13 protein-coding genes and 1 tRNA gene are annotated in these 12481 nt (G+C 72.0%); 3 read left to right on the forward strand and 11 right to left on the reverse strand.

The annotated features are described in order from the left end of the window. Positions 1-79: 79 nt before the first annotated feature. The 10 genes from OG259_RS20675 to OG259_RS20720 form a co-directional block, all read right to left on the reverse strand. Positions 80-1246: a lipid-transfer protein gene (locus OG259_RS20675; RefSeq protein ID WP_328943617.1), complete on the reverse strand. Its 1167-nt coding sequence runs from the start codon at positions 1244-1246 to the stop codon at positions 80-82. Beyond that, positions 1243-1626, reverse strand: coding sequence for a MaoC family dehydratase (locus tag OG259_RS20680; RefSeq protein WP_328947131.1), 384 nt, complete (start codon positions 1624-1626; stop codon positions 1243-1245). Before OG259_RS20680 ends, OG259_RS20675 begins: the two co-directional genes overlap by 4 nt. A 56-nt stretch (positions 1627-1682) precedes the next feature. Further along, positions 1683-2747 carry an acyl-CoA dehydrogenase family protein gene (locus OG259_RS20685; RefSeq protein WP_328943618.1) on the reverse strand — a complete coding sequence of 355 codons (1065 nt, stop codon included), beginning with the start codon at positions 2745-2747 and terminating at the stop codon, positions 1683-1685. A gap of 1 nt (position 2748) precedes the next feature. Next, a complete protein-coding gene (locus OG259_RS20690; RefSeq protein ID WP_328943619.1) occupies positions 2749-3711 on the reverse strand; it encodes a bifunctional MaoC family dehydratase N-terminal/OB-fold nucleic acid binding domain-containing protein in 963 nt (320 codons plus the stop codon). Then, entirely contained in the window at positions 3708-4874 is a 1167-nt protein-coding gene (locus OG259_RS20695; RefSeq protein ID WP_328943620.1) for an acyl-CoA dehydrogenase family protein, read from the reverse strand. Before OG259_RS20695 ends, OG259_RS20690 begins: the two co-directional genes overlap by 4 nt. Positions 4875-5076: 202 nt before the next feature. Further along, entirely contained in the window at positions 5077-5382 is a 306-nt protein-coding gene (locus OG259_RS20700) for a hypothetical protein (protein WP_015034951.1), read from the reverse strand. Positions 5383-5839: 457 nt separating this feature from the next. Next, positions 5840-6364: an O-acetyl-ADP-ribose deacetylase gene (locus tag OG259_RS20705; RefSeq protein ID WP_328943621.1), complete on the reverse strand. Its 525-nt coding sequence runs from the start codon at positions 6362-6364 to the stop codon at positions 5840-5842. 120 nt (positions 6365-6484) lie between these two features. Then, entirely contained in the window at positions 6485-6694 is a 210-nt protein-coding gene (locus OG259_RS20710) for an antitoxin (protein ID WP_328943622.1), read from the reverse strand. A gap of 204 nt (positions 6695-6898) precedes the next feature. Next, positions 6899-6986: transfer RNA gene (locus OG259_RS20715), tRNA-Ser, on the reverse strand. Positions 6987-7034: 48 nt separating this feature from the next. Further along, positions 7035-8534 carry a S1C family serine protease gene (locus OG259_RS20720; protein WP_328943623.1) on the reverse strand — a complete coding sequence of 500 codons (1500 nt, stop codon included), beginning with the start codon at positions 8532-8534 and terminating at the stop codon, positions 7035-7037. A gap of 202 nt (positions 8535-8736) precedes the next feature. Here OG259_RS20720 and OG259_RS20725 point away from each other — a divergent pair, with 202 nt between their 5' ends. The 3 genes from OG259_RS20725 (at position 8737) to OG259_RS20735 (ending at position 11510) form a co-directional block, all read left to right on the forward strand. Continuing rightward, entirely contained in the window at positions 8737-9567 is an 831-nt protein-coding gene (locus tag OG259_RS20725) for a glycerophosphodiester phosphodiesterase (RefSeq protein WP_328943624.1), read from the forward strand. A 104-nt stretch (positions 9568-9671) separates the two neighbouring features. Next, positions 9672-10295 (forward strand): ATP-binding protein, encoded by a 624-nt coding sequence (locus OG259_RS20730; protein ID WP_266894270.1) that lies wholly within the window; start codon positions 9672-9674, stop codon positions 10293-10295. 237 nt (positions 10296-10532) lie between these two features. After that, complete coding sequence (locus OG259_RS20735; protein WP_328943625.1) at positions 10533-11510, forward strand: DUF5926 family protein; 978 nt, start codon at positions 10533-10535, stop codon at positions 11508-11510. A 219-nt stretch (positions 11511-11729) separates the two neighbouring features. Here the strand turns inward: OG259_RS20735 and OG259_RS20740 are convergent, their stop codons facing one another. After that, positions 11730-12374 (reverse strand): hypothetical protein, encoded by a 645-nt coding sequence (locus tag OG259_RS20740; protein WP_328943626.1) that lies wholly within the window; start codon positions 12372-12374, stop codon positions 11730-11732. Positions 12375-12481: the final 107 nt, after the last annotated feature.

Below are 12481 nucleotides of genomic sequence, written 5' to 3' on the forward strand. Positions count from 1 at the left end.
CTCCGGCGGCGGTGCGTGTGTGCTCATGCCGCGAGTGAAGAACCGCCCGCCCCGCCCGGCCACCGCAGGGGCCGTCGCCTCAGCCGTCCGTGCCCAGGATCAACCCGGACGTGGGAACCCCGGTGCCCGCGGTGACCAAGGTCCGCTCCGCCCCGGATATCTGGTTCACGGAGGTGCCGCGCAGCTGCCGTACCGCCTCCGCTATGCCGTTCATGCCGTGCAGATAGGCCTCGCCGAGCTGCCCTCCGTGCGTGTTCAGCGGGAGCGCGTCCGCCGCGACGAAGTCGGCCGCCTCTCCCGGCCCGCAGAAGCCGAACTCCTCCAACTGCATCAGCACGAACGGGGTGAAGTGGTCGTAGAGGATGCCGACGTCGATGTCGCTCGGTGCGAGCCCGGAGGTCCGCCAGAGCTGCCGGGCCACCACGCCCATCTCCGGAAGGCCCGTCAGCTCGTCCCGGTAGAAGCTGGTCATCGCCTCCTGTTTCCGGCCGGCGCCCTGCGCCGCCGCCAGGATCACGGCGGGCGGGCGCCGCAGGTCGCGGGCGCGCTCGACGGAGGTGACGACGATCGCCTGGCCGCCGTCGGTCTCCTGGCAGCAGTCGAGGAGCCGCAGCGGCTCGGCGATCCAGCGCGAGGCGGCGTGGTCGGCGAGGGTGATCGGCTTCCCGTGGAAGTACGCGGCGGGGTTGCGGGCCGCATGGCGCCGGTCGGTGACGGCGACATGACCGAAGGCGTCCGGGGTCAATCCGTAGGTGTGCAGATACCGCTGCGCGATCATCGCGACCCAGGAGGCCGGGGTGAGCAGCCCGAAGGGCAGCTGCCAGCCGAGCGCGGCGCCTTCGGCGGAGGGCTCGCGCTGCTGGACGCCGGAGCCGAAGCGGCGCCCGGACCGCTCGTTGAACGCCCGGTAGCAGACGACGACCTCGGCGACCCCGGTGGCGACGGCGAGCGCGGCCTGCTGCACGGTGGCGCAGGCGGCCCCGCCCCCGTAGTGCACCCGGGAGAAGAAGGACAGCTCGCCGATGCCGGCCGCCTGGGCGACGGTGATCTCGGGGTTGGTGTCCATGGTGAAGGTGACCATGCCGTCGACGTCGGCGGGAGCGAGCCCGGCGTCGTCGAGCGCCGCCCGTACCGCCTCGACGGCGAGGGAGAGCTCGCTGCGGCCCGAGTCCTTGGAGAACTCGGTGGCGCCGATGCCCACCACGGCCGCCCGGCCGCCGAGTCCGTCCCGGGTGCGGAGGCTCATCGCGGCACCTCCACGGTGACCGTCCCGGTGACGTGGTGCCCGAGCCCGTTGGCCCCGACCACCCGGACCTGTGCGGTGTCCCCGTCGACCGCGGTGACCGTGCCGGTCAGGACCATGGTGTCGCCGGGGTGGTTGGGGGCGCCGAGCCGGATGGCGACCCTGCGGAGGACCGCGCGGGGGCCGAAGTGGTCGGTGATGTACCGGCCGACGAGACCGTTGGTCGTGAGGATGTTCATGAAGATGTCCGGGGAACCCTTCTCCCGGGCCAGCTCGGCGTCGTGGTGCACGTCCTGGTAGTCGCGGGAGGCGACGGCCCCGGCGACGATCAGGGTGCGGGTGATCGGGACCGTCAGCGGCGGCAGCTCGTCCCCTGGCTTCATGACGGACTCGACGACCGACTCCACGACGGGCTTCACGGCAGGATTCACGACCTGCTTCATGACAGTTCTCCTTCCGCGAGCAGGTCGCCGAGTTCGGCGAGGAGTTCGGTGCCGCAGCCGAGGTAGGCGTCGAGCTGCCGGCCCCACAGGAAGTGCCGGTGGACGGGGTGGTCGAGGTCCGCGCCCAGGCCGCCGTGCAGGTGCTGCCCGGCGTGCACGACCCGCTTCCCCGCCTCGGAGGCCCACCAGGCGGCCGTCAGGCCCGCCCCGGTGGCGTCCAGGGCCTCGTCGAAACGCCAGGCCGCCTCGTAAGCGGTGACCCGGATGGCCTCGGTGTCCATATGGGCGTCGGCGGCCCGCAGTTGCACGGCCTGGTGGGTGGAGAGCGGGCGGCCGAACTGCTCACGTACGGAGGTGTACTCCACGGCCCTGGCGAGCGACCCGGCGCAGACCCCGGCCTGGAGCCCGGCGAACGCGATCCGCGCGGCGGCGAGCACGTCCGCGTAGGCGGCGCCCTCCCCACGCCGCTCCCCGGCTCCGGGCCGCTCCCGAGCCCCGAGCCGCTCCCCCGTCGTCCCGTCGAGGACGAGCCGACCGGCGGACCAGGGCGCGGTGAGCTCGACGGGATCGACCCGGGCCGCGTCCTCGGTGCGGACCAGCCACAGGGTGCGGTCCTGGTCCGGGACCAGGACGTGGGTGGCGTCCCTGAGCCACGGAACCCAGTCCACGGTCCCGCTGAGCCGTCCCTCGCGCGAGACGACCGCGCCGGACGCCGGAAAGGCCCCCGTCACCACCGTCGTGCCGTCGCGGAGTCCGGGCATGAGCCGGGCGCGCTGCTCGTCCGTACCGTGCCGGGCGACGGCGAGGATCCCGTACACACAGCCGGCGGCGAACGGCACCTGGGCCGTCACGCGTCCCTGCTCCTCCAGGAGCAGCACCAGGCCGAGCAGGCCGGTCTCCTCGACGGAGCCGGGCAGTCCGGCGGCGCAGAGCGCCTTCCAGAGCTCGGCGTCGGTGCCGGTGCCGACCGCCCTGAGCCGCTCGTGGGTGGCGAGGTCGGCGAAGATCCGGGCGCCCAGCTCCCGGGCCGCCTCCTGCTCCTCGGTGGGGGTGAAGTCCATGTCAGTCCTCCCCTCCCGCGCGGAAGACGGGAAGCTCCAGCTCCGCGTCGACCCGCAGGAACTCCAGCCGCACCGGCATCCCGATCCGCACCTTGTCGTACGGCACCCCCACCACGTTGCTGATCATCCGTACGCCCTCGGCGAGTTCGATCAGCCCGACCGCGTAGGGCGGGTCGAAGGCCGGGAAGGGCGGGTGGTGCATCACCACGTACGAGAAGACCGTCCCCGTGCCGCTCGCCTCGACGGTGTCCCACTCCGCCGAGCCGCAGTCGGCGCACCCCGGCAGCCAGGGGAAGCGGGGGGCCGCGCAGTCGCCGCAGCGCTGGATGAGCAGCCGGTGCGCGGCCACGCCCTCCCAGAATCCGGCGTTGTCCCGGTTGATCACGGGCCGGGGCCGCCGGGCGGCCTGGGCGGCGGGCTTGGGGGCGGCGGCGGGCTTGGGGGGCCTGGCCGCGGGCGCGTACTTGAGGATGCGGAAGCGGTGGGTGCCCGCGAGCTCGCCGTCGGCCCGGACGTCCGTCCGGGTGGTGACGAAGTGGCCCGCCCCGAGCTTGGTGGTCTTGAGCTCCGAGACGGACTCGATGACGGTGTCGAAGGTGATCTCGTCGCCGGGCCGCAGCGGCCGCAGGTACTCCTGCTCGCAGTCGGTCGCGACCACGGAGGTGTATCCGGCCCCGTCTAGGAGGGCGAACAGTTCCTCGTGGGCGGAGGATCGGTCCGTGTGCCCCGAGAGGCCGCCCATCGTCCAGGCCTGGAGCATCGTCGGCGGCGCGACGGCGTCGGGCCCCCGGTAGGCGGGGTGGGCGTCCCCCATGGCCTCGCACCAGTGCCGGATCATGGGCAGGTTGACCGGGTCCTTGCCGACGCCGGCCGTGGCGGCGGACCGCCCCGCGAACCCCGTGAGCCGCTCGTACAGCCCGTCCGCCGACGGGTCCGGCCCGTCCTGGCTCCGTGTGAGGGTCATCGCCGACCCCTCCCCTTCATGCCGAGCCGCATCCTCGCGACGATCTCGCGCTGCACCTCGCTCACCCCTCCCCCGAAGGTGTTGATCTGGGCGGCCCGGTTCATGCGCTCCAGCTCACCGGCGTCGAACTCCCCCGGCGATCCCGCTCGCACCGTCCCCGCTCCACCCGCGATCTCCTGACATATTCGATACACCTCCACCGCCGATTCGGTTCCCATGAACTTCACGCCGCTCGCATCTCCGGGAGCGAGCCGGCCGGCCCCCACATCCCCCACCAAACGCCAGTTCAGCAGGCGTGTCGCGGCCAGCCGGGCATGCGCTTCAGCGGCTCGGATCCGCACCCAGGGCTCGTCAATGCGCCGCCTCCCCGTCACCGGATCGGGGGTACGGGCCCGGTCGAGCACGGCGGCGAAGAAGTCCTCGGCCTGCATGCCGATCGCGGCGAGCGCGACCCGCTCGTGGTTGAGCTGGTTGGTGATGAGCCCCCAGCCGCCGTGCTCGGGCCCGACGAGGTTCCCGGCGGGGACCCGAATCGCGTCGTAGTAGGTGGCCGTGGTCGTCAGCCCGCCGACGGTCGCGATCGGGGTCCAGGAGAAGCCGGGCGCGTCGGTGGGGACGAGGACGATCGAGATGCCCCGGTGCGGGGGCGCGTCGGGGTCGGTGCGGCAGGCGAGCCAGATCCAGTCGGCGTTCTGCGCGTTGGAGGTGAAGATCTTCTGGCCGTCGATCAGCCAGGAGTCGCCGTCGCGGACCGCCCGCGTCCGGAGGGAGGCGAGGTCCGTGCCGGCCTCGGGCTCGCTGTACCCGATCGCGAAGACGGTCTCGCCGCGGAGGATCCGGGGCAGGAAGAAGGCCTTCTGCTCCTCGGTCCCGTAGGTCATGAGGGTGGGGCCGACCGTGTTGAGGGTGACCATCGAGACGAGGGCGCCCGCGCGGTACGCCTCGTCGAAGAAGACGAACTGCTCGTCGGGGCCGCGGCCCTGCCCGCCGTACTCCTCGGGCCAGCCGAGCCCGAGAAGCCCGTCGGCGCCGATCCGGCGGAGCAGCCGGCGCTGGGCGCCGGTGTCGGTGGCAGGAGGCGGTCCTTCGGGCATCACGTCCCGGAAGTACGCGCGGAGTTCGGCGCGCAGCCGTAGCTGCCGCTCGGTCGGGGCGAGGTGCACGGCGACGGCCTCCCGTGGGACGACTGAGGTTTCTGACTGTCCGTCAGATAATGGACCTCTGTCAAGGTCGCCGACCGACGGACGGGCTCCCCCGGCGGGGAAAACACGACGGCCCGCACGCCGGTACCGAAGTACCGGCGCACAGGCCGTCGTTCACACCGCGGTCACGCCCCCCGTCGGGCCGGTTGCCGTGCTGAGCCGGTCACCACCACGGGTTGAAGTTGACCACCGCGTTGTTCTGGGCGATGTGGGTGAAGGCGGAGCCGTTCACACTGGCCGTGTTGTTCTGATTGGAGGCACCGGAACCGGTCGCCACCTGCTGCGTCGTGGTCGAGTTACCGAAGTTGTCCCCACCCACGCCGCTGCCGATGATCGTGGCGACGCTCGTGTTCGATCCGTCGTCCGCGAACCCACCGTTGTCGGCCTGGGCCACCCCGGTGAAGAGCGCGGCGGCGAGGGGCAGGGCGGCGGCAGCGGCGAGGATGCGGGCGGTACGGATGCTTGCCATGTCTGTTCCTCCGGGAACTGAAAGCTGGTGCTGTTGCACGGAACTGCTCTGAAGTGATCTGAAGTACGGCCATTCCCAAGGCAGTTGGCCGACCGCCCCGGTCGTTCGTGCTCGACGTCGCGAATCCAGAGTTGCCCACCGAATCCCCGGCGAACCACCCCGGAGCACCCGATTCCCCCGCAAGCGTGAGGACAAGCCGATAAACCCGGGCGCTCCGCGGAAAGGCCCAGCTCACACCGCCGGGAAGAGTTCAGGACAGCCACCGACCGTGCGGCGCAAGGGAGGAAGCGTTCCGGCAGATTTTCCGCCAATCTCGCCCTCACAAGATCGCAACGGCGAGTCCTCCGACGGAACGAGCCGAACGCGCACATCGCACGGGAGAAGACTTTCGACCCCGAGGGGAGGTTCGTGCTCTACGAACGACGCCTCCCCGCGCCTGGCAGACGCGCCGCGCCCCCTACGGGACGTCCCGCTCCCCCACCGCCGCCTCGAAGGCCGCGTAGGCCGGAGCGTCGAAGAGCACGAAGCGGACTTCCTCCACATCGGTACGGGTGGCCCGTACCGCCTCCACGGCGATCCGGGCACCGTCGTCCATCGGCCAGCCGTAGATCCCGGTGGAGATGGCGGGGAACGCGACCGTGCGGTCCCCCAACTCGTCGGCGACCCGCAGGGATTCGCGGTAGCAGGAGGCCAGCAGCTCCGAACGGTCCTCCGTACGCGACCAGACCGGCCCGACCGTGTGGATCACATGCCGGGCCGGCAACCGCCCCGCCGTGGTCGCCACGGCCTGCCCGGTCGAAAGGCCCTTGCCGTAGTGCGAGCGCCGCAGGTCCTGGCAGGCGGCGAGGATCTCGGGACCGCCCTTCCGGTGGATGGCCCCGTCGACGCCGCCACCGCCCAGCAGCGAGGAGTTCGCGGCGTTCACGATCGCGTCCGCCGCCTCGGCGGTGATGTCCCCCTGAACGAGCACGATCCGCACCACGGTAGAAACCTTCCTCCGGCCACACCCCTCCGACGAGTCCATTGAAACCCGGTGAACCCCGAAGGGGCGCCCCGGATATGAGATCCGGGGCGCCCCTGACGATCGCTGCGCGCCTCCGCGCTACTGCTGGGGCGGGGGCTGCGGCGGAGAGTCCGGGTTCTGGCCCGTGCCTCCCAGTTGCTCCTTGAGCTTCTCCTGGGCGGTGTCGACCTGACCGCTGTACTTGCTCTGCGTCTTCTCGTCGACGAAGTCACCGGCCTTGTCGACACCCTTGGAGGCCTGATCCTCGTGGCCCTTCAGCATTCCCTTGAGCTTGTCGAACACAGACATCCTGGCCCTCCTAGCCACTGTTCCAGCCCCTCCAGCATCACGGCACCACCCGGGTCCCGCATCCGCAGAGCCGCCGAGGCCTACCGGCACGCTGCGCACACGCACCACGGGCCATGGACCGGGCGGGCCTCACGGCACCACCGCCCGAGGAAGCGGACAACAGAAGGGCCCCTGACCGTTCTGCCTGGTCAGGGGCCGTTCCACTGGCGGTGGGTGTGGGATTTGAACCCACGGTGACTCGCGCCACGACGGTTTTCAAGACCGTTCCCTTAGGCCGCTCGGGCAACCCACCCCGCGCCGGCGGTGTGTCCACGTGCGGCGCGGGGGACAGCCTAGCCGGTCAGCTGTCGCCGGTGCGTTCGCCGAGGGTGACCGTGGCCGTGGAGGTCTTGCCGTCGCGCTCGTAGGTGATCTTGATCTGGTCGCCCGGCTTGTGGGTCCAGATCTCGCTGATCAGGGAGGGGCCGCTGTCGATCGGGTGGCCCCCGAAGCCCGTGATCACGTCGCCGGCCTTCAGGCCCGCCTTCGCCGCCGGGCCGTCGGGGGTCACCGAGGGGGTGCCGCCCGAGCCCTGGGAGGCGATCGTCGCGCCCTCGCCCTGCTCCTGCATGTTCACCGTCGCGCCGATCACCGGGTACACCGGCTTGCCCGTCTTGATCAGCTGCTGGGCCACGTTCTTCGCCTGGTTCACCGGGATCGCGAAGCCCAGGCCGATCGAGCCCGCCTGGGACTGGCCGAAGCCGCTTCCCGTGGACTGGATCGCCGAGTTGATGCCGATCACCGCACCGCTCGCGTCGAGCAGCGGACCGCCCGAGTTACCGGGGTTGATCGACGCGTCCGTCTGCAGCGCGCTCATGTACGAGTTGCTGCCGCCGGAGCCGTCGCCCGAGGCCACCGGGCGGTTCTTGGCGCTGATGATGCCCGTCGTCACCGTGTTCGACAGGCCGAAGGGCGCGCCGATCGCGATCGTCGAGTCGCCGACCGCCACCTTGTCGGAGTCGCCCAGCGGCAGCGGCTTCAGCCCCTTCGGCGCGTTCGTGAGCTTCAGTACGGCCACGTCGTAGCCCTCGGCCCGGCCGACGACCTCCGCGTCGTACGACTTGCCGTCCGGGAACGTCACGGAGAGCGTGCCGCCGTCCGCCGCCGACGCCACCACGTGGTTGTTGGTGACGATGTGGCCTTCCTGGTCGTACACGAAGCCCGTGCCCGTACCGCCCTCGCTCTCGCCCTGCGCACCGCCGGACTTCGCCTGGATGGTGACGACGCTCGGCAGCGCCTGCGCCGCGACCGCCGCGACCGTCCCCGGTTCGCGCTTGAAGGACGCCGGGGCCTCGCCCGCGGAGACCGTCGTCGAGCTGACGCCCTCGTCACCGCGCTGGGCCGCCCAGTAGCCGATGCCGCCGCCGATGCCGCCCGCGACGAGCGCCGCGACCAGGACGGCCGCCACGAGGCCGCCGGTCCGCTTGCGCGGCGCCGCGGACGCGGGGGGTGCGGGCGGGAGCGGGGCGCCCCAGGACGGCACGGTCGGCGGGGGCGGCGGCCAGCCACCGGCCACTCCGGCCGCCGCGGCCGCCGGGACGGGAGCGGCAGGCGCGGCCGCGACCGGTTCCTGGGTGAGGGTCGGGTCCGGGACAGGGGTCGGTGCCGGTGCCGGGGTCGGGTCCGGGGCCTGCGCCTGCGCGACCGTCGGGGCGTCCGCGGGGGCGTCCGCGGGGGCGTCCGTCGGGGCCGGGGCCGGGGTCTGCGTCGACGCGGACGTCGGAGGCGACGGAGGCGTCGGAGGGGTCGACGGGGCAGCCGGGTCCGCCGGTACCGCCGTGCCCTCGTTCTCGGTGCTCACAGCTCGCTCTCCTCGTTGACTGGGCGGGGTGGTGGTACCTACGGGGCCACCTACTGGCTCCAGGGTGCTGCACCAGCTTTTCCCACAGGACGTCAGGCCGCTGTAAGGGGGAGCTGTGCATTCTCACCCCCACCTTTATATACGGACAGATCGGACGCCTTCCGGTGTGCCCGCCCGACGCCGCCAATGGCACCATGACGCCGTGACTCACGCACGGCAGCACCCGAACCGCGTCCCCCTCCAGGTCGTCGCCCACCGTGGAGCCTCCGAGGACGCACCGGAACACACCCTGGCCGCCTATGTGAAGGCCATCGAGGACGGCGCCGACGCCCTGGAGTGCGACGTCCGGCTCACCGCCGACGGCCATCTCGTCTGCGTCCACGACCGCCGCGTCGACCGCACCTCGAACGGCCGCGGCGCCGTCTCCGCCCTGGAACTCGCCGATCTCGCCACCCTCGACTTCGGCACCTGGAAGGGCCGCGACGACGCCGGCGAGAGCCCCGACTGGGGCGACCCCGGGTACACCTCCGTCCTCACCCTTGAGCGGCTCCTGGAGCTGGTCTCCGACGCCGGACGCCGGGTCGAGCTGGCCATCGAGACCAAGCACCCCACCCGCTGGGCGGGTCAGGTCGAGGAGCGGCTGCTCCAGCTCCTCAAGCGTTTCGGCCTGGACGCGCCCGCGTCCCCCGCCGACTCCCCCGTACGCGTCATGAGCTTCTCGGCCCGCTCCCTGCACCGGATCGCCGCGGCCTCCCCGACGCTCCCCACCGTCTCCCTAGCCCAGTTCGTCTCACCACGGCTGCGCGACGGGCGGCTCCCCGCGGGCGCGCGCATCGCCGGGCCCTCGATCCGGATCGTCCGCCACCACCCGGCCGTGATCCTGCGGCTCCAGAAGGCCGGACACCAGGTGCACGTCTGGACGGTGGACGAGGCCGAGGACGTCGAACTCTGCGAGCGCCTCGGCGTGGACGCGATCATCACCAACCGTCCCAAGCAGGTGCTCTCCCAGCTCTCCGACCTGCGCCGCGACTGAGCACTTCCGCCCCTCTCGACCTCTCACCTCAGCCCCCTCAGCCTCCCCTTTCCCTTACGTCACAAGGGTTCACAGGGCTTTCAGGGTGTGCACCGGCGCGTTCGATGCGTACGCGATCGTCACGAGTGCCTCATCGAACGCGGATTGGCCGGTTTCCGGTCCAGTCCATTGGGGCATCCACACGGTGGCGTGGGGCAAAGGAGGTCTCGGGGGTGGCGTTGGTGGTGGCACAGGAGGTGCCCACGTCGTCGAGCATGGCCGTACCCCATGGCCCTGCGGGCGTGGGTGAGGCGAGACACCGGATGCGGGACGAGTTGTACCGCAGCGGGATGTCCGAATCGGTCGTCGACGACGCGGTACTGATCCTTTCCGAGCTGCTCAGCAATGCCTGTCGCTACGGCAGGCCGCTGGGTCACGCGGATCGGGGCGACGGGGACGTACGGGCGGCCTGGCGGGTGGACCCGGCGGGCGGCCTCAGGGTCGAGGTGACGGACGGCGGTGGTCCGACCCGGCCCGTTCCGGCGACGCCGTCGGTGACCGCACGGGGCGGCCGCGGGCTGAACATCATCAGCGCGCTGGCCCAGGACTGGGGCGTACGGGACAGCGCGACCGGCGAAGTGACGGTCTGGGTGGTGGTCACCGAGGGACACCGCCGCGAGGACTTCGCCTCCCGCGTCGGCGGCGGCTCCCGCTTCGACATCCTGGACGCGTACGACGACCTGGATTGACGCGTACGGCGATCCCGAGGGCGTACGGCGATCCCGAGGGCGTACGGCGATCCCGAGGGCGTACGGCGATCCCGAGGGCGTACGGCGATCCCGAGGGCGTACGGCGATCCCGAGGGCGTACGGCGGCCGCGCCCCCTCAGGGGGCAGCGGCCCGCCTGAAGGGTGTCGGTGCCCGGTGCGGCTAGGCTCGCGCCCGGAACAAGCACCGCACCGCCGCGATCGGGAGAAAGCCACACCATGGCCAAGAAGCGCCCCCAGACGAAGGCCGGCAAGACCGGTCAGGCACAGGTCACGAACGGGGAGATCCCGGTCGTCGGGGCGCGCGAGCCGTGCCCGTGCGGTTCGGGCCGCCGTTACAAGGCGTGTCACGGCCGGGCCGCCGCGCACGCCGTGACCGAGCTCGTCCAGCGCCCCTTCGAGGGCCTGGCCGGCGAGTGCGACTGGGTCGCGCTGCGCGAGCTGGTGCCCGCCGCCACCGTGCCGCTCACCCTGAAGGGCGGCCTCCCGGAGGGCGTTCCCTCCGTGACGCTCGCGACCGTGCTGCCGATGGCCTGGCCCGCGCTCCGCCGCGACGACGGCTCCGTCCTGCTCGCCCTGCAGAACGACTCCACCTCCGGCGACCTCGCCCGAGACCTCGCCGACACCCTCCAGCGCGCCCTGGAGACCGAGCCGGGCACCCCGGTCCCGCCGCGCCGCGTCCCGGCCGAGGGCCCGCGCCTGCAGGACCTGCTCGACGCGGACGCCGTGTTCGCCCCCGAGGTCCACGAGGGCTTCGAGTTCTGGATCCCGCAGTCCGCGGAGGGCGCCGACCCGGAGGTCGCCGCCTCCCTGGAGCGGGCCAACGCGGCCGCGATCCCGACCGTGAAGCTGGCAAGCGTCGACTCCGCGTACTGGTGCGAGACCCCGGACAAGAACCACCTGCGCTGGGTCATGCCGTACCCGGAGGAGAAGCTCCTCGACGCGCTCGCCCGCCTGCAGGCCGCCGGGGGTACCTCCATCGGCGCGGACACCCGGCTCGTCGGCTCGTTCCGCGCGCACGGTCTGATGGTGCCGGTCTGGGACCTGCCGACCTCGATGACCGCCGAGCAGTGCGAGAAGCCGGCCGCCGAGTTCGCCGAGCGGCTGGCCGAGGCGCTCGCATCGGACGCCCCCCTCACCGCGGAGGAGCGTCGGGCACGCGGCGGCCTCACGAACCGTCAGGTGACTCTCAGCTGATACCCCACGTGGTATCGGTGACTGACAGACCGACCAGTCGGTGACTTCCACCACAACCCGGTCTGCGGACAGGTAAATCCCTGTCCGAATAACCGAGATCGAATTTGCGAACAGCAGATCTCTTGTTACCGTTCTGGAAGCCCGGTCGCTGGTGCATCCCCCGTCGCCAGCGATCGGGCCTTTCCATGTCCGCTTCCGGCAGGTCCGGGGCGTCGACGCTCAACTTCCTTCACTGTCCGCCGTGTTGCTACCGGCCCGGAGCAGCAGTGGAGTGTTGTCCCCCTCGCCCGTGCCCGCGAATTCCGCAACCGCCGTATACGCCGTGGCCATGCCCCGACCGCGCTCCCTGGGCGTTTCACAGGTTCCCGGTTCGTCCTGCGCCGTAACCGGGCAGCGGACCTGTACGGTCCGCCCGCCGGGGGCCATGAGGGTAAGAAACGCGTCGAGATCCTGGCCGGTGGCGTTCCGGTAGTACGTACGCGCCCAGATGTCGGGACCCTCCGCCAGGACGCAGGTCTGCGCCTCGACCCCCTCGGGAGAGGCGAGTTCCGGCCCACAGTTCGTGACCCGCTCCGGGGACCCCGGAGCGGCGGGGGCATGACGGGGAGTGACGGGGGCGCCGGGGGAGACGCGGGTGCCGGGGGTGGCCGGGTCGGCGGCGGGTTCCGTACGGGGCCCCAGACCGAGCCCCTTCAGCAGCTCCCCGGGCTTCGCGTCGGCGGCATGGACGGCGTCGGCGGCATCGGTCGCACCCGCCGGTCGTACGGGCTCTCCCGTCGACCCCGCCATCGCGACGAGCGGCAGCAGCACGGCGACCGTGACCGCGGCCCCGAGTCCGACCACGCGGAGGTTCACCGGACTCATGCGCCCCACCTGCTCCTGCTCGGCTGGAGATCTTGAACGGTGGGGTGAACATATCGGCGGCCGACGGGCGCGCGGTCGGCCGCGCGCCCGTTTCCCGTACAAGTCGG

This window comes from Streptomyces sp. NBC_00250 (assembly GCF_036192275.1).
Classification (GTDB): Bacteria; Actinomycetota; Actinomycetes; order Streptomycetales; family Streptomycetaceae; genus Streptomyces.

Excerpts from the sequence above, each read along its gene's own strand:
- OG259_RS20675 (WP_328943617.1), bottom strand. The coding sequence starts at position 1,246 with ATGAGCCTCCGCACCCGGGACGGACTCGGCGGCCGGGCGGCCGTGGTG.
- OG259_RS20680 (WP_328947131.1), bottom strand. The coding sequence starts at position 1,626 with ATGAAGCCAGGGGACGAGCTGCCGCCGCTGACGGTCCCGATCACCCGC.
- OG259_RS20685 (WP_328943618.1), bottom strand. The coding sequence starts at position 2,747 with ATGGACTTCACCCCCACCGAGGAGCAGGAGGCGGCCCGGGAGCTGGGC.
- OG259_RS20690 (WP_328943619.1), bottom strand. The coding sequence starts at position 3,711 with ATGACCCTCACACGGAGCCAGGACGGGCCGGACCCGTCGGCGGACGGG.
- OG259_RS20700 (WP_015034951.1), bottom strand. The coding sequence starts at position 5,382 with ATGGCAAGCATCCGTACCGCCCGCATCCTCGCCGCTGCCGCCGCCCTG.
- OG259_RS20710 (WP_328943622.1), bottom strand. The coding sequence starts at position 6,694 with ATGTCTGTGTTCGACAAGCTCAAGGGAATGCTGAAGGGCCACGAGGAT.
- OG259_RS20730 (WP_266894270.1), top strand. The coding sequence starts at position 9,672 with ATGCGTACGCGATCGTCACGAGTGCCTCATCGAACGCGGATTGGCCGG.
- OG259_RS20735 (WP_328943625.1), top strand. The coding sequence starts at position 10,533 with ATGGCCAAGAAGCGCCCCCAGACGAAGGCCGGCAAGACCGGTCAGGCA.
- OG259_RS20740 (WP_328943626.1), bottom strand. The coding sequence starts at position 12,374 with ATGAGTCCGGTGAACCTCCGCGTGGTCGGACTCGGGGCCGCGGTCACG.